Consider the following 19,324-nt stretch of genomic DNA (forward strand, 5'->3'; position numbering starts at 1 on the left):
TTAATCGATTTCTCATAAGAAAAGCCTTCATTTAAATGAGCTTTTTTATTATATAATCTTTTTAATGACTCTAAGTTTATGTGTGTGTAGTCGCTTATCAACGTTGTAAATACCTGTATGGTCTAATCTGTCAATTCGTACTTTACCATGTGCGTGAATAATGTAATTATCTTGCATGATAATGCCAACGTGTGTGATATTTCCTTCATTATTATCAAAGAAGGCTAAATCACCAGGTTCACTTTCTTCTATAAAACTTAAAGCTTCACCCTGAGTGGCTTGCTGTGAGGCATCACGTAGTAACTTGTACCCATTTAATTTATAGACCATTTGTGTAAATCCACTGCAATCTATGCCAAAAGGAGTTTTTCCTCCCCAAAGATATGGAGTGTTTAAATATTTAAAAGCGGTAGTAATTAATTCATTTTTAGGTAATTCATTTTCAACAAAAACCCCTTCAAAAGTATGTTTTAATAATTCTAAACCATTTAAAGAAGATCCTAAAACTATAGTGTTTAATTGATCTTTATTATCTTGTATAAATTCAACTAAATCTGTGGATAACTTTAAAGTATTATTATTTAGATCTTTGTATTGTTCTTCAGTAATTTCAAGATATTGCTTATTATCAATCCAGCCTTCATATTTGTCAAAAGCTAATCTTATTTTGCTCCATTGCTTGCGTTGCTCTAAAACTTTAAAGGTGTCTCCATATAATACTTGCGAGACTAATTCGCTTATATCAGAGGTTTCAAGTCTTAAAGGAACAATACTTAAATTACAAATTCCGAATTGCATTATTAAGGTTTAGTGACGTTCTATAATTACTGCTGAAGCACCTCCACCACCATTACAAATGGCTGCAGCTCCTGTTTTTGCATTATTTTGTTCTAAAACATTTAATAATGTAATTAGTATTCTAACACCAGAACATCCTAATGGATGACCTAATGATACAGCTCCACCATTTACATTAACGTTACTGTCGTTAAGGCCTAATATTTTCATGTTAGCTAACCCAACAACAGAAAAAGCTTCATTAAACTCAAAATAATCAACATTATCAATTGATATTCCAGCTTTATTTAATGCTTTTGGTAATGCTTTTGATGGTGCAGTTGTAAACCATTTTGGTTCATGGGCAGCATCAGCATATCCTGTTATTGTAGCTAAAGGTTTTAAACCTAATTCCTCTGCTTTTTCTGCACTCATTAATACCATTGCTCCAGCACCATCATTTATTGTAGATGCATTTGCAGCAGTTACTGTTCCGTCTTTAGAAAAAGCCGGACGTAAATTAGGTATTTTTTCCATTTTAACATTAGTAAATTCTTCATCTTTACTAACAATAATAGGTTCTCCACGTCTTTGAGGTACTTCTACAGGTACAACTTCATTATCAAATTTTCCAGCGTCCCAAGCAGCAGCAGATCTAGTATAACTTTTTACTGCGTAAGCATCTTGATCCTCTCTTGTAAATTCATATTTAGTTGCGCAAGCATCTGCACAAACACCCATTGCATTTTGGTCATAGGCATCAACTAATCCGTCTTTTTGTATTCCATCAATTAAAGTGGCTGGTCCAAATTTGGTTGCTGATCTTGCATGAAAATAATGAGGAATCATACTCATGTTTTCCATACCACCTGCAACAATAACATCTGCATCACCTAAAGCAATACTTTGTGCAGCTTGCATAACGGTTTTCATACCAGAAGCACAAACTTTATTAATAGTAGTACATGGGACAGTATTTGGTATTCCAGCGTATATAGCAGCTTGTCTTGCAGGTGCTTGACCTGTACCAGCTTGCACTACATTACCCATTAATACTTCTTCTACTAATTCTGGTTTTAAATTTATTTTATCTAAAGCTCCTTTTATAGCAATTGCACCTAATTTAGTAGCAGGTACAGTACTTAAAGCACCTAGAAAACTACCAATTGGTGTTCTAGCTGCAGAGACAATAACGACTTTTTTACTCATAATTAATGAAATTTGTTAAAGGACGAAATTACTAATTTTTTTAGAAATTTTCAGCCTATTCTTCATATTATAACTTTATGTACTATTATAATTTATTACATTTGAAAAACACCATATTACAAGCATGAAAGATCATATTAACGCTATCTATAAAAATCATTCACAGTTTTATAAGATATTATTATTTGTAGTGACCACTATTTTAATTGTCTTTTTTTTCCCGAAGAGTGGTCGTTTTAAATATAACTTTGAAAAAGGTAAGCCTTGGCAGACAGAAAATTTATATGCACCTTTTAATTTTGGTATTCAAAAATCTACTAATGAAGTTAAAAAAGAAGAAACTTTAATTACAAATCAAACTACTCATTTTTTTAATAAAGAAAAAGGAATAGAAGCTGAAGTTATAAAGGATTTTAAAGAAGGATTTAATAAAACGTTTAATGATTCTTTAAACAATTACAAAGGATTAAAAAGCAAAGCAAATTCAATTTTAAATACTTTTTATAAATATGGTATATTAAATGAAAATTTAGATTTAAAAAATTCTAACAAAGCTGTTATTTTAATTGATAATGTTGAAAAACAAACCACTACATATAAGAATTTACAAAAATTAGGAACATTAAAAAACAGTATAGAGAAACAACTTAAAGGAACTAGTTTAGAAACCTATTCAAATAAACTTACAGCACTTTTCTTTGACGTTATAAAAACAAATTTAACATATAACAAAGCACTATCTGATAATGTCTTAAAAGAGGCTTTAGATAAAATTTCTAAAAATAGGGGAGTAGTTGATAAAGGAACTTTGATAATATCAAAAGGTGAAGTTGTAAATGATGAAAAGTTCCAAGTTTTGACATCATTATCTAAAGAGTATGAAAGTCAAGTTTGGAGTAAATCAAGTTATAATTGGATTGTTTTTGCTTACACATTACTGGTTTCATTAGCTTTACTTATGTTATTACTTTTTATTAGAAAATATCGTAAAGATGTTTATAAAAATAATACTAAAGTGACTTTTATATTTTTTAACGTATTTGTAATGGTTTTATTAACAACATTGATTGTTAATTACAATTCGGAGTATGTGTATTTAGTTCCAATTACTATATTGCCTTTAGTCCTAAAAGCCTTCTTTGATGCACGTTTGGGATTATTTACACACGTTATAACCGTTTTATTATTAGGGTCAATAGTACCTAATAGTTATGAGTATATGTTTTTACAAATTATTGCAGGTATAGTTACAATTTTAACGGTTTCAGAATTATATAAAAGGGCAAATCTTTTTATATCAGTAGGACAAATAACCTTAGTGTATATTATTGCATATTTTGCATTTTTTGTAATACATGAAGCTAGTGTAGATAATCTAAAATGGGAAACCTTTGGTTTATTTATCCTATGTGGACTAGCTACATTATTTGTACAACCCATTATTTATGTTTACGAAAAATTATTCGGCTTAATCTCTGATGTTTCATTATTGGAATTATCAGACACAAATTCAAAATTATTAAAAGAATTATCTAATAAAGCGCCTGGTACATTTCACCATTCGCTTAACGTTGCCAATTTAGCTGAAGCTTCTGCAAACGAAATTGAAGCAAATGCAATGTTAGTAAGGGTTGGTGCATTGTATCATGATATTGGAAAAATGAAATCACCCATATATTTCACAGAAAACCAATCGTCAGGTATTAATAGACATGATGAACTTACGCCAAGAGAAAGTGCTAAAATCATTATTAATCACGTTTTAAACGGTATAGAAATAGCTAAAAAATATAATTTACCGGATAGAGTTATAGATTTTATTAGGACACACCATGGTACTAGTCAAGTTTATTATTTTTATATGAAAGAAAAAGCAAACAATGAAAATGTAGATATTAATGATTTTACATATCCAGGTCCAAAACCTTTTAGTAAAGAAACAGCCATTTTAATGATGTGTGATAGTGTTGAAGCTGCTTCAAAAAGTTTAAAAGATCCAACATCAAGTAAAATTGATAATTTTGTTGAAAATATAATAAATAAGCAAAAAGATAGTGGACAATTTTTAAATGCAGATATAACTTTTAAAGAAATTGAGTCGATTAAAAAAGTGCTAAAACGCAAGCTTGCAAATATTTACCATTTAAGAATTGAATATCCAGAATAATTTTTGAAAAAAAACTTTAAAAAAGGTTGTGAAATTTAATAAAGTATTATAAATTTGCACCCGCAATTAATTGCATAGTTCATTACATAATCGGAGAGGTGCCTGAGTGGCCGAAAGGAGCGGTTTGCTAAATCGTCGTAGGTGGAAACATTTACCCAGGGTTCGAATCCCTGTCTCTCCGCAATATTTTCAAATTTAATTTGAATAATAGATAACCATTTCGGGGTGTAGCGTAGCCCGGTTATCGCGCCACGTTTGGGACGTGGAGGCCGCAGGTTCGAATCCTGCCACCCCGACACTGTTTTCGTAGAAACAATAAAACTACGGGCTCTTAGCTCAGCTGGATAGAGCACCTCCCTTCTAAGGAGGCGGTCTCAGGTTCGAATCCTGAAGGGCTCACTTAAAGCTTCACTAGAAATAGTGAGGCTTTTTTGTTTTTAACACTTTTTATAATATCGAATTTTTGCTTCTGATGTTTTTAATGTTATGATTAATAGTGTTTTATTGTCTTATTTTCAGTTGAATTAAGTAGTTAAACCGATTTTTTATGATGTTTATCTATTTGTACTAATTAATTCATTTTTAGGCTTTTATTTCTTGCTTCTAAAAGTACTTTTGCAGCCCCAAATATGACACATTAAATAGTGTTTAAATAATTAAATGTAAAATGAAATATTTAGTAAGATTATCAGTAAAAATTTGTTTAATATTATTTGTCTCTAGTTGTACTGTAGATAGTTTAGAGGATACAGCAAATGAAGAGTCTACCAATTCTTATTCGGTTGTAAATAATCAATCTTGTGATAATCAAGATCCACAGTCTAAACTTACAAACAATGGAAGTGTTGCTTTTACATTTCAGATTATAGATTTAAATAATAATTTAATTGAATTAGTTAATGTAGCACCAAATACTTCTACTACTTGGGTTAGTTTTCCTGAAGGAGCAACCGTATTTAATGTTACTAGTAATACTACAGGAGTTTCTGATGATAAAGTTTTTATAGATATGAGTAATTGCTCTGAGGTAGAAATTGTTATTAATTCTATTAATAAAATAGATTCACCAGTGATAAATAGTCTTTAAAATTAAATTTTAGAGCAAAGAATAATAATTTTAGAATTATCAAGATTGGTGGTGAAAAACAAATAGTTTTTCCCACCATCTTTTATTTTAAGCTTTTTTCTTATTTGTGAAACGGATTCAGGAAAGTTACGAATTGTGATATTAGCTTGCTTTAATCCAAGCTGTTTATTGAATTCTTTTTTGTTGTATGGTATAATTTGTTCAATTTTAAATTTTCTACCAGGAAATGTTGTTAAATCTTTACTAGTGTATAAATGTGAATGTTTGTGTAGTTTATTCAAGTTTAATTGACTTCCAATTGTGTTAAATGCTCCAGATTTTAAAATAGCTGCATTAGGCTCGTAAAGATAATTTAGAGGAAGGCTATAATCTGGTATTTGCTCAGCTTCATTATTTAAAATGAAATTAAATTTTTGTTTGTCGTTTTTATCAAGGTTGACTGTTTGGATTTCTATTTCGCCAATAAAATCTTTTTCTAAAATCCATAATATTTCTTTTACTTCATTATTTAAAGCTACGCAATGAATGGTTTTAACGTTTTGAAGTTGTGTTATTCCCAAAGAAATATCTAATAATGGAGATGTTTTTATCATAACATTATTAGTGTATTTAAAAAGAAGATCTAAATTATCTGGAATATTTGGTAAACAATCTTTTAATAAAAACACTTTGCCTTTATCATCATCGCGTCTTGAAGGGTCCACATAAACCCAGTCAAATTTTTGATTTATTTGTTTTAATACTTCTAAACCATCTTGATTATAGAAATCAATGTTATTTAGTTTTAATGTTTTTGAATTGTATCTAACAATATCTGATAAAACAGCGTTTATATCGCAATGAACAACCTTTTTAACTTGTTTTGAAAAATAGAGACTGTCTACACCAAAACCACCAGTTAAATCAATTAGAAGTTCTCCAGAGATGAGTTCTGATTTGTATTTAGCAGTTGCTTCAGAAGAGGTTTGTTCAATATTTAATTTTGTAGGAAAGTAAATGTTGGTGCTATTATACCAAGTAGGAAGCTTTTTTTTACATTTTTGTTTAGCTTCAATTTGTGTAATAATATCTTTTTTTAAACTATCAGGAAAAGGAATTCCTTTTAAAGCTAATTCTGAGACATCAGAATTTATATTTTGATTTATAAATTCTTGAATGTTTGGTTTTAAAATGTCTTTATTAAAATTAATCATCTAGACCTTCCGTCAATTTATTTACTACTCGGTATTCTGATAAAAATTCTTTAGCTATTACTTTTATTGCAGTGTAGGAAGGGATTGCTACTATCATACCAACAATACCAAATAATAATCCAGCAATTATGATAACTAAAAATATTTCTAAGGGATGAGATTTTACACTTTTTGAAAATATAAATGGTTGGCTAAAAAAGTTATCTACTAATTGTGCTATGACAAAACCAATCATAACATATATAGTTTTAGGAAGTATTACCTCACTAAAATTTTGTCCAAGATTACTAGACATGCTTAATAATATTAACAAAAAAGCACTAATTATTGGTCCAATGTATGGTATGATGTTTAAAAGTGCACATAGTGTTGCTATTATTACTGCATTTTGAATTCCGAAAATTAATAGTACAATAGAATAAATAGTAAATAATATTAATAATTGTAATAGTAATCCTCCAAAATATCTTGTTAGTAAATCACGAATGGTAACGAAAGATTTTCTTAAGCGTTTTTCATGTTTTTTTGGCAGTACAGTAATTAATCCTGTACTCATTAATTTGCTATCTTTTAGAAAAAAGAAAGAGATGAATAACACCGAAAACAAGCCTATACTAAAACTACCAAAGCCTGCAATAACATAATTTAAAAACTCAGGAATGACACCAAAATTAATATTAGACATAAATTTTGAGTCTTTTATAGACTCTTCAACTTCTGAAGAGTTTAAACCAAAATGACTAATAGCTTCTTTATATAGGTTTTCAACATTTGTTTGAAGTAATTCAATATCAAGTAAAGCTAAATTTTGTCCTTGTTCTATAATTAATGGTATAAACAAACTTATTAGTCCAAATACTATAGCTAAAAAAACAATCATTGAAACAACAACTGCCAAAGTATCAGAAAACTTTAAACGTGATTTTAAAAAGACAACTAAAGGTCTACCAAGTAATGCAATAATACCTGCAATTACTAAATAGACAATTACAGATTGTATTTTGTATATAAACCATACCAATATGGCAACAGACAATAATGTTCCAACTGCTCTTAAAATTCCGTTTGATATTGTTTTTGCTGTCATCTTGTAAATATAAAATTTTGAATTTTATTTAGTTGAAAATTGTTTGGTAATTTCATACAGGCAAATACTGGTTGCTTGTACGACATTCATGCTACTATTTTGTCCAAACATGTTGATGTGAAGTGTTGCATCACTTAGTTTTAAGATCTCTTCCGAAACTCCAAAATTTTCATCTCCAATAATCAAAGCAATAGGTTTTGAAGTGTTAAATTTGTATTGGTTTAAAGCTTGGCTATTTGTAGTAATCTCTAAAGAAATAACTGTAAAACCTTCATTTTTAAGTTTATTAACAATTGGTAGAATGGTTTCTTCTACCTGATAATTTACAACTTTTTCTGTGGCACGTGATGTTTTGGTCATTTTTCGACCTAAAGGAATATCACTTCCGCAGAATATTAATTTTTCAATTCCAAAAGCATCACAAGCTCTAAATAGACTACCAATATTTGGTGCATTTGTAACGTTTTCGCAAATTATTGTAATAGGATGTTTTTTTTGCGTAAAAGTAGACGTATAGTGTGTATGTTGCATGATATTTTTATCAAATGTTATCTAAATGTTTAAAATAAACACTTAGTTTTCAAAAGCATATTTTACAATATTTGCTCCCATTTTTAAAGCCTTTAATCTAACGTCTTCAGGGTCGTTATGTACTTCTTGATCTTCCCAACCGTCACCTAAGTCACTTTCAAAAGTAAAAAGTATTACCAATCTAGTTTCATGATAAAGTCCAAAAGCTTGTGGTCTTTTACCATCATGTTCGTGTATTTTTGGTAGTCCATCTTTAAAAATAAAAGCACTACTAAATATTGGGTGAGTTGTGGGTAATTCTTCTAATTCTTGATTAGGAAAAATTTTCTTCAATTCTTTAATAACATAGGGTTTCATTCCGTAATTATCATCAATATGCAAGAAACCTCCAGCTTTTAAATAATTTCTAAGATTATCTACTTCGTCATCATCAAATAACACATTTCCATGTCCAGTCATATGCAACAGCGGAAACCTAAAAATATCAATACTTCCTGCTTCTACAGTTTCTGGTTTAGCAGTCATTTGTGTATTAATATTATTATTGCAAAATTGTATTAAATTGGGTAAAGCAGTTGGATTACTATACCAATCACCACCACCTTTGTATTTAAGAATGGCTAAATCTTGACCATACATTAAAAGTGTGAAAAATGTAAAGAGAATAGTAAGTCTTAATTTCATAAATTTTATTCGTTTATAAATGCAACACTATGACATGCAACTATTGCAGCAGTTTCTGTACGTAGTCGTGTTTGTCCTAAAGTTACAGGAATAAATTTATTTTGGATAGCAGTATTAATTTCTTTTACAGAAAAATCGCCTTCGGGTCCAATTAAGATTGTAATTTCAGTATTAGGCTTTACTTGAGATTTTAAAGATTTTTTATCTGTTTCTTCGCAATGAGCAATATATAAATTACCAGAAAAGTCTTGATTACAATATTCTTTAAATGACATTGCAGGATTTAAAATAGGGTAGTAGCAATTTAAAGATTGCTTCATAGCAGACTGAATAATTTTTTCAAAACGTTCCGCCTTTATTATTTTTCTTTCGCTATGATCGCAAATAATAGGTGTAATGCTTGTTATGCCAATTTCGGTAGCTTTTTCAAGAAACCACTCGTATCTGTCATTCATTTTTGTTGGTGCAACCGCTAAATGTAAGGTGTAATCTAGCGGTTGTTGTAAAGTTGTTTCAATAATAGTTACAACACAATTTTTTTGGTCATTTATAGTGATTTCAGCTTTAAATAAATATCCTTTACCATTTGTAATGTTAAGGATATCTCCAACTTGTTTACGCAAGACTTTTACAATATGTCTGCTTTCGTCCTTAGGAAACGTAAATTGTTTGGTATCTGCTTCAATATTTTGGTTGTAAAATAATTGCATTTAGTCTTTAGCTATCACTTTTAAAACTTTAATTTCTTTTATCTTTTTAATGCGTTCGGTTTTTAAAATAACATAAAAAGCATTTGGTTCTGCAATTCTAACTGTATATAATGTACCAAGTTTATTATCTAAATTAAAAGCTTGTTCTTCAACTTCAGCAGGCATACTTCCTTCTTTTAACCAACCAGAATCACCACCACGATTTGCGTTTTTGTCCATCGAGTATCGTTTTGCTAAGTCGTCAAAGCTTATACCATCTTTATATGATTGTAAAATGTTGTTTTTATATTTTACAATTTTTGAAGCTTCAACTTGATTTCCATCAAAAAAGATGTAACTAATTCTGTAATGTCTGTCGTTAGTTTTATCTACAATTTTATAATGTGTGGTATTAAACTCTGTTTTAACTACTTCTGTACTTCCAACGCTATTGTTTAAAAGTTTTGCTGCTAATTTGGTTTTGTGTTTAGCTTCGTTAAAAACTAAAATTTTATTTTTTCGAGATTTTTTAGTTTCTAAAAACTTTTCAGCTTGCTCAACGGTTGCAATTGTATCTAATTCTTTTTTTAATGATTTTTGCGCAACAGTTGTAATGGTTAGTAGGCAAATGGCAAGCTTAAGTAGGTTTTTCATGTTTGAATTATGTTTGTTTTGACAAAAAAACAAAAAAATAAAGTTTTATAGGATAAAATTCGTACTGATTTAACACGGTAATTTAAATTTTTAATCTAGAGTTAGCCATTACATTTTGCTCGGCAAAGTCACCTTCTAAAAATTTTAAGTAACCAACAATAGCAATCATAGCAGCATTGTCAGTTGTAAATTCAAATTTAGGAACATAAGTTGTCCAACCATGTTTAGCTTCTCCATCTTTTAAAGCTTGTCTAATTCCTGAGTTTGCAGATACACCACCACCAATTGCTATGTGTGAAATACCTGTCTGTTTTACAGCTAATTTAAGTTTGTCTGTTAATATACCAATAATGGTATATTGTATTGAGGCACAAATGTCGTTTAAATTTTCTGTGATAAAATTAGGATTTAGTTTGACTTGTTTTTGGATAAAATATAAAACTGCAGTTTTAAAACCAGAAAAGCTAAAGTTTAATCCATCTACTCTTGGTTTAGTAAATTTAAAAGCCTTTGGGTTACCTAGTTTAGCAAGTTTATCTATTTGTGGACCAGCAGGATATCCTAAACCTAAAATTTTACCACTTTTATCAAAGGCTTCTCCAACAGCGTCATCAATAGTTTCTCCAATAACATCCATATCAAAATAATGATTGACTTTGACTATTTGTGTGTGTCCACCAGAAATAGTCATTGCTAAAAACGGAAAAGGAGGTTTGTTAAAACCGTCTTCTTCAATAAAATGCGCTAAAATATGAGCTTGCATATGGTTGACATCAATTAACGGTATGTTTAAACCATATGCTAAAGATTTTGCAAACGAAGTACCAACTAATAAACTACCCATTAATCCTGGTCCTTTAGTAAACGCTACAGCACTAAGTTGTGCTTTAGTGATGCCTGCTTTTTTTAAAGCTTGATCAACCACAGGAACAATGTTTTGCTGGTGTGCTCTAGAAGCTAATTCTGGGACAACACCACCATATTCTTCATGGATTTTTTGACTTGCAACAATGTTACTTAAGATCTTTCCGTTAAGGATAACAGAAGCTGCAGTATCGTCGCAAGAACTTTCAATTCCGAGGATATAAATATTTTGTGAAGTCATTAGTTATTTTTAGGCATAATAATTGTTAATTTTGGTGTATTGTTTAACAACTAAATTACATTTGTTTTACTTAAAGCAAAAGTAAGATATTATAAATAAATTTTAAGCTTAAAAAACGTATCAAAAAATTTCTAAAAATAGTAGGTAAACTTATAGCAATTTTACTGTTGCTTTTCGTCATATTTATATTAGTGATGTCTATTCCAGCTGTGCAAACAAGTTTAGGTAAGTGGTCAACTAATTGGTTAAATGAAGAATATAAAACCAATATTAATATTGAAAAAATAGGATTGCATTTTAATGGTGACGTGCAAATTAAAGGCATCCTAATTAAAGATTATAAAAAAGACACATTAATAAGTGCTTCAGAGTTAAATACCTCTATTATTAATTTTAGAAAATTAAGTCAAGGGACACTTAATTTTGGTGATATAGATTTAGAAGATTTAGTTTTTAATATAGTAACCTATAAAGACGAATCTGATACCAATCTTGATGTTTTTGTTGCTAGATTTGATGACAATAACCCAAGAAAAGAAAAAAGTACGTTTTTAATGTCTTCTAGCGACATTACAATTAGTAATGGTACATTTAGACTGATTGATCAAAACAAAACAACTCCAGAAATATTACAGTTTGATAATATAAACTTAAACGGAACCAATTTTGTTATTGATGGTAGTGATGTTAGATCACGTATCAATACCATGCAATTTAATGATAGTCGAGGTTTAAAGTTAGAAAATCTAACATCTAATTTTTCTTACACCTTATCAGAAATGCGTTTTGATGATTTAAATATTAAAACACCAGAATCATTTGTAAAAGGAGCATTGCGTTTTAATTATAATCGTGAAGATTTTAAAGAGTTTGAAGACAAAGTATTAGTGTCTGCTAACTTTACAGATGGTAGTGTTTTATTAGATGAATTAAATGTATTTTATAACGAATTTGGTAAAAATCAACGCGCTAATTTTTCGACTGTATTATCTGGTACTCTTAATAATTTGACAACTGAGAATTTAAAGTTAGAAACCAGTCGAAACACCAAAATTTATGGAAATATAAACTTTAAAAACCTATTTAATAGCGAAGCTAATAACTTTTCTATGGAAGGTGATTTTGATAATTTATCTTCAAATTATAGAGATTTAAAAGACCTTTTACCTAATGTTTTAGGCGAGTCTATTCCGTCATTATTTGGTAAATTAGGAGATTTTACAGCAGTTGGTAAAAGCCATATCACACCTCATACTATCAAAGCAAATTTACAAATTGCAACCTCATTGGGTATTGTAAACAGTGATTTAGAAATGTCTGAAATAGACAATATAGATTATGCCTCATACAAAGGTAATGTTATTCTTGACGAATTTGATTTAGGTATTTTATTAGATGATCCTAAATTAGGTAAAACCTCCTTTAATGTAGATGTTGATGGTGTTGGTTTTAAAAAGAATAACTTAAAAACACAATTAAAAGGAGACGTCTATAGTATTAATTACAATAACTACAATTATCAAAACATTGCAGTTAATGGTCAATACAAACAAAGAAAATTTAACGGAAAATTACTGTCTTTAGATAAAAATTTAAAATTAGAGTTTGATGGTTTGGCAGACCTGTCTCAAGAGGTGAAAACTTTTGACTTTGTGGCTAAAGTAGACTATGCTAACTTTAAAGCTTTAAATTTTTACAAAAGAGATCAACAATCAGAATTTACAGGAATTGTAGATATGAAAATGAGTGCAACTAATATAGACGACGCTGTTGGTAGTATAAATTTTAAAAACACAATTTATAAAAACGAAAACGATACTTACACTTTTAAAGATTTTGCAATAAGTTCAGAATTTTTAGAAAATGAAAGATTTATAAAAGTAAATTCACCAGAAATTATTGAAGGTCAATTAAGCGGAAACTTTAAATTTAATGATTTAGAGCTTCTTTTTGAAAATTCGCTTAAAAGTATATATGCTAACTACGTACCAAATAACATAGAGGAAAACCAATACGTAGATTTCAATTTTAAAATTTATAATAAAATTATTGAGGTCTTTTTACCAGAAGTAGAAGTAGGAGCAAATACTTTTATTAAAGGACGTGTAGAAAGTAATGAAAAAGCATTTAAATTAACTTTTAAATCTCCAAAAATCAAGCTTTTAGATTATTTTGCAAACACTATAGAGGTACAAGTAGATAATAACAATCCACTGTTTAATACTTACGTAGAAGTAGATAGCGTTTATACCAAACATTACAACATTTCAAAATTTAATTTAATTAACGTAACTCTTAATGATACGTTATTTATGCGCTCAGAATTTAAAGGAGGAAAACGTAACGATGATGCTTATAACCTAAGTTTTTACCATACAATTAACGAAGATAATTTATCAGTACTAGGTTTTAAAAAGAGTGATGTAACTTTTAAAAATAATAAGTGGTTAATTAATGAGGATAAAAATAAATTTAATAAAGTAATTTTTGATCGTGATTTTAAAGATTTCAAAATTGAAGAATTTGTATTGAATCATCAAAACGAAGAGATTAAATTAGCTGGTATTATTAGAGACTCTACTTATAAAGATTTAAAGTTAGATTTTAAAGATGTAGATTTAAATAAAATTATTCCTGAAATTTCAGGTTTATCATTAGCAGGTAATATTAATGGTAATTTGGATGTCCTTCAAGAAAACGGAAACTATTTACCAAATGCTGCTTTAATTATTGATGATTTAGAAGTAAATAATACCTTTTATGGTGCATTTGATGCCAAAATAAAAGGAAATGCAGATTTGTCTAGCTATTTGATAAGTGCCAAAATTAAAGATGACGATACTAATTCTTTTGTAGCTAAAGGGAATGTAAATATTAAAAATGACGAAGCTTTAATTGGTGTTAATTTAGACTTTAATAAATTTGATCTTCAGATTTTAAACCCATTTTTAGAAGGTGTATTAGATAAAATTAGAGGGGATGTTTATGGTAATGTTAAAGTGATTGGTAAGCTAAATAAACCAAGTTTTAATGGTTCTTTAAAAATAGATAATGGTGGTATTGGTGTACCTTACTTAAATGTAGATTATGCTTTCCAAGATCAAGCCTCTGTTACACTTAAAGATCAAACCTTCAATTTTAATACTATTAATATTACTGATGTAAAAGAAAACTCTAAAGCGGTTTTAGATGGAAGTATTAGTCATACTAATTTCTCAAAATGGAAGTTAGATTTAAATCTTGAAACACCTAGATTATTAGTTTTAGATACAAAAGAAAATGAAGAATCTTTGTACTATGGAACCGGTTTTATTGGTGGTTCGGCTAGAATTTATGGTCCAACAGAGAGTTTAAGTATTAACGTTATTGGTGAAACTAAAAAAGGAACTGTATTTAAAATTCCATTAAATGATAACGAGTCTTTTGGAGACAATTCTATTATTCATTTTTTAAGTCCTGAAGAAAAGCAAGCAAAACAAGATGGAGTTGCTTTTGAAGTAGCTGAGGAATCTGGATTAGATCTTAATTTTGAATTAGATGTTACTGAAGATGCAGAAATTGAAATTTTAATAGACAAAACATCTGGTAGTACTATTAGTGGTCGTGGTGTAGGAGGTCTATTAATTGAAATTAATACCAATGATAAGTTTGATATGTATGGTGATTTTGTAGTTTATGAAGGGTTCTATAATTTCTTATATGGAGGTGTTATTGAGAAGAAATTTACTGTTGTGCCATATGTAAGTAGTTTACAATGGAATGGGTCTCCTTTGGAAGCAATCATCAATATAAAAGCTAAATACTCAACACGAGCAAACCCTTCTCCTTTATTAGATAACCCAATTAGTAGAAGTATTCCTGTAGATTTATTAATTGAATTATCAGATCAACTAGAGCGTCCAACTATAGACTATAGTTATGCATTTCCAACAACAGAATCAACTATAAAATCTGAGTTAAATTATAGATTAGATTCAAAAGAAGAAAGAGAGAGTCAAGCATTATACTTAATTACTACAGGAGGTTTTAGTAGTGGTTTGGACGATGTTAATTTTACAGGTACTTTAACAGAACGTTTAAATAGTTTAGTTAATAATCTACTTTCTACAGGTGATGGTAAATTTAATATAGGTGTTAATTTTGAAGCTGGACAAAACAATCCAGATTATCAAACAGATAATCGTGTTGGTTTAACTTTACAAACACAAATATCAGATCGTGTATTAATAAATGGTAAAGTAGGTGTGCCTGTTGGTGGTCTTGGTGATTCTGTAATTGCAGGAGATGTTCAAGTCGATTTTTTATTAAATGAAGAAGGTACGCTTACTGCAAAAGTTTTTAATCGTGAAAATAGTATCAGAAACTTTGGTGAAGAAGTAGGGTATACTCAAGGTGTAGGTTTATCTTACAGCGTTTCATTTGATACTTTTGGAGAATTATTGCACAAAATTTTTAATCCTAATAAGAAGGAAGAAGATAAAAAAGAAGAGTCTCCTTCAAATACACCACAACCTCAAAATGATAAAGGCACATTTTTTCCTGATGATATGTCCTTTGATGAAGAGTAGACTTTACCATCATATTTTATCCATAAATTCAATTTAACCTACTGTTTTTTATTAAGTTATTAACGAAAACGTTATAGTTTTAGGCTTATCGTTAAATTTTAGTAAAACCAATGTTATATATTATTTTTCTTTAGTAGATTTACTTTATTAAGAGAAAAATATGTCAAAAAAAATAAATAAAATTGCTGTTATGACTTCTGGAGGAGATGCTCCAGGAATGAATGCAGCAATACGTTCTGTAGCCAGAACTTGTGCCTATTATAATATAGAGTGTGTAGGTATTTATCGTGGTTATGAAGGTATGATTGAAGGTGATTTTAAAGAGCTTACTGCACGTAATGTAAAAGGCATTATTAATAAAGGTGGTACAGTATTAAAATCGGCTAGATCAAAAAAGTTTCGTACTAAAGAAGGTCGTCAAAAAGCTTATGAAGCTTTAAAAGAAGCCAACGTGGACGCACTAGTCACAATTGGTGGAGATGGAACATTTACAGGAGCCTTAATTTTTAATCAAGAATTTAATTTCCCAGTAATGGGTATTCCTGGAACCATAGATAATGATATTTATGGGACTTCACACACACTTGGCTATGACACAGCTTTAAATACGGTAGTTGAAGTTATAGATAAAATTAGAGATACTGCCAGCTCACATAACAGATTGTTTTTTGTAGAAGTTATGGGACGTGACGTTGGACATATTGCTCTTAATGTAGGTGTTGGAGCAGGAGCTGAAGAAATATTAATACCTGAAGAAGATTTAGGTCTGGACAGATTATTAGAATCTTTAAGACGAAGTAAATTGTCAGGTAAATCATCCAGTATTGTAGTTGTTGCAGAAGGTGATAAAATTGGTAAAAATGTTTTTGAACTTAAAGATTATGTGGAAGAAAATATGGAAGAGTACGAAGTACGAGTTTCAGTTTTAGGACACATGCAACGTGGTGGATCTCCTTCATGTTTTGATCGTGTTTTAGCTAGTAGAATGGGTGTAAAAGCAGTTGAAAGTCTTCTAGAAGGAAAATCTAATTACATGGTAGGATTGGTTAACGATAAAATTGACTTAACACCATTAGAACAAGCAGTAAAAGGAAAATCAAAAATAAACGAAGAATTAATACGTGTGTCAGACATAATGACCACTTAATATAAATTGAATTAAACAAAATAACAATATGTCAACATTAAAATTAGGAATTAACGGATTTGGAAGAATAGGTCGTATAGTATTTAGAGCGACAGTAAAACGTAGCGACGTAGATGTTGTTGCAATTAATGACTTGTTAGATGTAGACCATTTAGCATATTTATTAGAGTATGATTCTGTACACGGAAGATTTGATGGTACTATTGAAGTTAAAGATGGTAACCTTATAGTTGATGGTAAAACAATTAGAGTAACTGCAGAAAGAGATCCTAAAAATTTAAATTGGGATGAAGCTGGAGCTGATGTAGTTGCAGAATGTACTGGTATTTTTACAACTTTAGAAACTGCTAACTACCACATTGAAGGTGGAGCTAAAAAAGTAGTAATCTCTGCACCAAGTAAAGATGCACCAATGTTTGTAATGGGTGTAAATGATGATAAATTAACAGCTTCAGATACAATCGTATCAAATGCATCATGTACAACAAACTGTTTAGCGCCAATAGCTAAAGTTATAGAAGATAATTTTGGTATTGAAGAAGCTTTAATGACAACAATTCACGCAGCAACTTCTACACAATTTACAGTAGATGCACCTTCTCGTAAAAACTATAGATTAGGACGCAGTGCTTTAAATAATATTATTCCAACATCAACAGGAGCTGCTAAAGCAGTAGGAAAAGTAATTCCTGAATTAGATGGTAAATTAACAGGTATGGCTTTTAGAGTGCCAACAGTAGATGTATCTGTAGTTGACTTAACAGTTAAAACTAAAAAAGAAACGTCTTTAGAAGACATTAAAGCAGCCATGAAAAAAGCATCTGAAGGATCTATGAATGGTGTTTTAGGTTATACTGAAGCAGCTGTAGTATCTCAAGATTTTGTAAGTGAAGTTAAAACAAGTGTTTTTGATGCAGATTCTGCTATCGAGTTAAACTCTACATTCTTTAAGTTAGTATCTTGGTATGATAATGAGTTTGGATATTCAAATAAATTAGTAGACTTAGCACAAAAAATTAACACGCTATAAAACGTGTTATTTTTTAAATAATTTTAGCACAGTAATTAGATATATGTATCTTTTTTACTGTGCTTTTTTTTATCTTACCATAAATATTTAATATATGATTTTAGTTGTTGATAGTGGATCTACAAAGTGCGATTGGATTGCAGTTGATAAAAACGGTAACCAATTACTTGAAAAAATAAGAACCAAAGGATTAAATCCTGCAATACTTTCTGAAAAGAAAATAAGTAAAATTTTAAAAAAGAGTACACCTTTGTTTGATAATAAAAATGAAGTATCTCACGTCTTTTTTTATGGAGCAGGTTGCGGAACAGAAAATCCACGTTTATTACTAAAAACAGCCTTACAAGAATTTTTTCCAAATGCAGAAATTTTAGTTGATGAAGATACTATGGCAGCAGTGTATGCTACCATTAATAAACCAACAGAAGCAGCTGTAGTTTGTATTTTAGGTACAGGATCTAATTGTAGTTATTATGACGGTTCAATATTACATCAACGTGTAAAATCATTAGGTTACACACTTATGGATGATGCATCAGGTAATTACTATGGTAAAGAATTAATTCGTGATTATTATTTTAATCATATGCCAGAAGAAATTAAAATTGCATTTGCAGATAAATATAATTTAGACGCAGATTATATCAAATATAACCTATACAAGCAACCAAATCCAAATGCATATTTAGCTCAGTTTGCAGAGTTTATGATTTTAAATAAAGACTCTGATTATATTATCAATTTAATAAAATCTGGTATAAGACGATTTGCTAAAAACATGATTTTACAATTCAAAGAAGAATTAAAAACAGTTCCTGTTCATTTTGCTGGTTCGATTGCATTTTTCTGTCAAGATGAAATTAAAGCTGTTGCAGAAGAATTAAACTTTAAGGTTGGTAATTTTGAAAGAAGACCAATTGAAGGGTTAGTAGCCTTTCATACTAATACATTAGAATAATATGGAAATAGCAATTATTGCTCATGATGGTAAAAAAGCCGAAATGGTTCAGTTTTTAAACGAGCATCAAGCTGTTTTTCATCAAAAAGAAATTACTTTAATATCTACAGGTACCACTGGTAAAAAAGTGAAAAAAGCAGGATTTGATGTTATACGTATGTTATCTGGGCCTTTAGGTGGAGATGCACAAATCGCAGCAAGAGTCGCTGAAGGTAAATGTAAAATGGTTATTTTTTTTAGAGATCCACTAGAAAAGCATCCACACGAACCTGATGTTTTAATGTTAATGCGTTTATGTGATGTTCATGACGTACCATTAGCCACTAATTTAGCAAGTGCAGAATTGTTTATAAATGCCTTAAAAACATCATAAAATTTTTTTTCTTTTTAAAGAAACCTAACATTAACCCTTAAAATAGTTGATTTTAATTCACAAAA

The 19,324-nt window shown here is 29.5% G+C and carries 16 protein-coding genes and 3 tRNA genes; 10 read left to right on the plus strand and 9 right to left on the minus strand.

The window, feature by feature from the left end; genetic code table 11:
• Nucleotides 1-48: 48 nt before the first annotated feature.
• Both ITB9_RS01235 and ITB9_RS01240 read right to left on the minus strand, forming a co-directional pair.
• Nucleotides 49-798 (minus strand): C40 family peptidase, encoded by a 750-nt coding sequence (locus ITB9_RS01235; RefSeq protein ID WP_054850803.1) that lies wholly within the window; start codon nucleotides 796-798, stop codon nucleotides 49-51.
• A 9-nt stretch (nucleotides 799-807) separates the two neighbouring features.
• On the minus strand, nucleotides 808-1,986 hold the full coding sequence (locus tag ITB9_RS01240; protein WP_054850804.1) for an acetyl-CoA C-acyltransferase: 1,179 nt from the start codon (nucleotides 1,984-1,986) through the stop codon (nucleotides 808-810).
• Nucleotides 1,987-2,110: 124 nt separating this feature from the next.
• Between ITB9_RS01240 and ITB9_RS01245 the strand changes: the two genes are divergently transcribed.
• From ITB9_RS01245 to ITB9_RS01265, 5 genes are all read left to right on the plus strand, one after another.
• A complete protein-coding gene (locus ITB9_RS01245; RefSeq protein WP_054850805.1) occupies nucleotides 2,111-4,153 on the plus strand; it encodes an HD family phosphohydrolase in 2,043 nt (680 codons plus the stop codon).
• Between the two features lie 92 nt (nucleotides 4,154-4,245).
• Nucleotides 4,246-4,334 (plus strand) — tRNA-Ser (locus ITB9_RS01250).
• A gap of 40 nt (nucleotides 4,335-4,374) precedes the next feature.
• A tRNA-Pro gene (locus tag ITB9_RS01255) sits at nucleotides 4,375-4,449 on the plus strand.
• Nucleotides 4,450-4,478: 29 nt separating this feature from the next.
• A tRNA-Arg gene (locus ITB9_RS01260) sits at nucleotides 4,479-4,552 on the plus strand.
• Between the two features lie 268 nt (nucleotides 4,553-4,820).
• Nucleotides 4,821-5,240, plus strand: a complete 420-nt coding sequence (locus ITB9_RS01265; RefSeq protein WP_054850806.1) for a hypothetical protein — start codon at nucleotides 4,821-4,823, stop codon at nucleotides 5,238-5,240.
• 2 nt (nucleotides 5,241-5,242) lie between these two features.
• Here ITB9_RS01265 and ITB9_RS01270 read toward each other — a convergent pair whose 3' ends face one another.
• The 7 genes from ITB9_RS01270 to tsaD all read right to left on the minus strand — a co-directional run bounded on the left by ITB9_RS01270 (nucleotide 5,243) and on the right by tsaD (nucleotide 11,183).
• Nucleotides 5,243-6,433, minus strand: a complete 1,191-nt coding sequence (locus ITB9_RS01270; protein ID WP_054850807.1) for an RsmD family RNA methyltransferase — start codon at nucleotides 6,431-6,433, stop codon at nucleotides 5,243-5,245.
• Nucleotides 6,426-7,520 (minus strand): AI-2E family transporter, encoded by a 1,095-nt coding sequence (locus tag ITB9_RS01275; protein ID WP_028608143.1) that lies wholly within the window; start codon nucleotides 7,518-7,520, stop codon nucleotides 6,426-6,428. The genes ITB9_RS01270 and ITB9_RS01275 overlap by 8 nt, the downstream gene beginning before the upstream one ends.
• Nucleotides 7,521-7,544: 24 nt before the next feature.
• Nucleotides 7,545-8,051, minus strand: a complete 507-nt coding sequence (locus tag ITB9_RS01280) for a TrmH family RNA methyltransferase (protein ID WP_054850808.1) — start codon at nucleotides 8,049-8,051, stop codon at nucleotides 7,545-7,547.
• Between the two features lie 42 nt (nucleotides 8,052-8,093).
• Entirely contained in the window at nucleotides 8,094-8,735 is a 642-nt protein-coding gene (locus ITB9_RS01285; protein ID WP_054850809.1) for a DUF4159 domain-containing protein, read from the minus strand.
• Nucleotides 8,736-8,740: 5 nt separating this feature from the next.
• Nucleotides 8,741-9,445, minus strand: a complete 705-nt coding sequence (locus tag ITB9_RS01290; RefSeq protein ID WP_054850810.1) for a 16S rRNA (uracil(1498)-N(3))-methyltransferase — start codon at nucleotides 9,443-9,445, stop codon at nucleotides 8,741-8,743.
• A complete protein-coding gene (locus ITB9_RS01295; RefSeq protein WP_054850811.1) occupies nucleotides 9,446-10,078 on the minus strand; it encodes a peptidylprolyl isomerase in 633 nt (210 codons plus the stop codon).
• A gap of 82 nt (nucleotides 10,079-10,160) precedes the next feature.
• Nucleotides 10,161-11,183: a tRNA (adenosine(37)-N6)-threonylcarbamoyltransferase complex transferase subunit TsaD gene (gene tsaD, locus ITB9_RS01300; protein WP_054850812.1), complete on the minus strand. Its 1,023-nt coding sequence runs from the start codon at nucleotides 11,181-11,183 to the stop codon at nucleotides 10,161-10,163.
• 194 nt (nucleotides 11,184-11,377) lie between these two features.
• Here tsaD and ITB9_RS01305 point away from each other — a divergent pair, with 194 nt between their 5' ends.
• The 5 genes from ITB9_RS01305 (at nucleotide 11,378) to ITB9_RS01325 (ending at nucleotide 19,259) form a co-directional block, all read left to right on the plus strand.
• Entirely contained in the window at nucleotides 11,378-15,751 is a 4,374-nt protein-coding gene (locus ITB9_RS01305) for a translocation/assembly module TamB (RefSeq protein WP_054850813.1), read from the plus strand.
• Between the two features lie 160 nt (nucleotides 15,752-15,911).
• The gene (gene pfkA, locus ITB9_RS01310; protein WP_054850814.1) at nucleotides 15,912-16,898 is read left to right on the plus strand and encodes a 6-phosphofructokinase; all 987 of its coding nucleotides are present in this window, start codon (nucleotides 15,912-15,914) and stop codon (nucleotides 16,896-16,898) included.
• Nucleotides 16,899-16,926: 28 nt separating this feature from the next.
• Nucleotides 16,927-17,928 carry a type I glyceraldehyde-3-phosphate dehydrogenase gene (gene gap, locus ITB9_RS01315; protein WP_054850815.1) on the plus strand — a complete coding sequence of 334 codons (1,002 nt, stop codon included), beginning with the start codon at nucleotides 16,927-16,929 and terminating at the stop codon, nucleotides 17,926-17,928.
• A 94-nt stretch (nucleotides 17,929-18,022) separates the two neighbouring features.
• A complete protein-coding gene (locus ITB9_RS01320; protein WP_054850816.1) occupies nucleotides 18,023-18,886 on the plus strand; it encodes an N-acetylglucosamine kinase in 864 nt (287 codons plus the stop codon).
• 1 nt (nucleotide 18,887) lies between these two features.
• A complete protein-coding gene (locus ITB9_RS01325) occupies nucleotides 18,888-19,259 on the plus strand; it encodes a methylglyoxal synthase (protein ID WP_054850817.1) in 372 nt (123 codons plus the stop codon).
• The last annotated feature ends 65 nt before the right edge of the window (nucleotides 19,260-19,324 follow it).

Origin of the sequence: Olleya sp. ITB9, assembly GCF_001315805.1 — a bacterium.
Taxonomy (GTDB): Bacteria; Bacteroidota; Bacteroidia; order Flavobacteriales; family Flavobacteriaceae; genus Olleya; species Olleya sediminilitoris.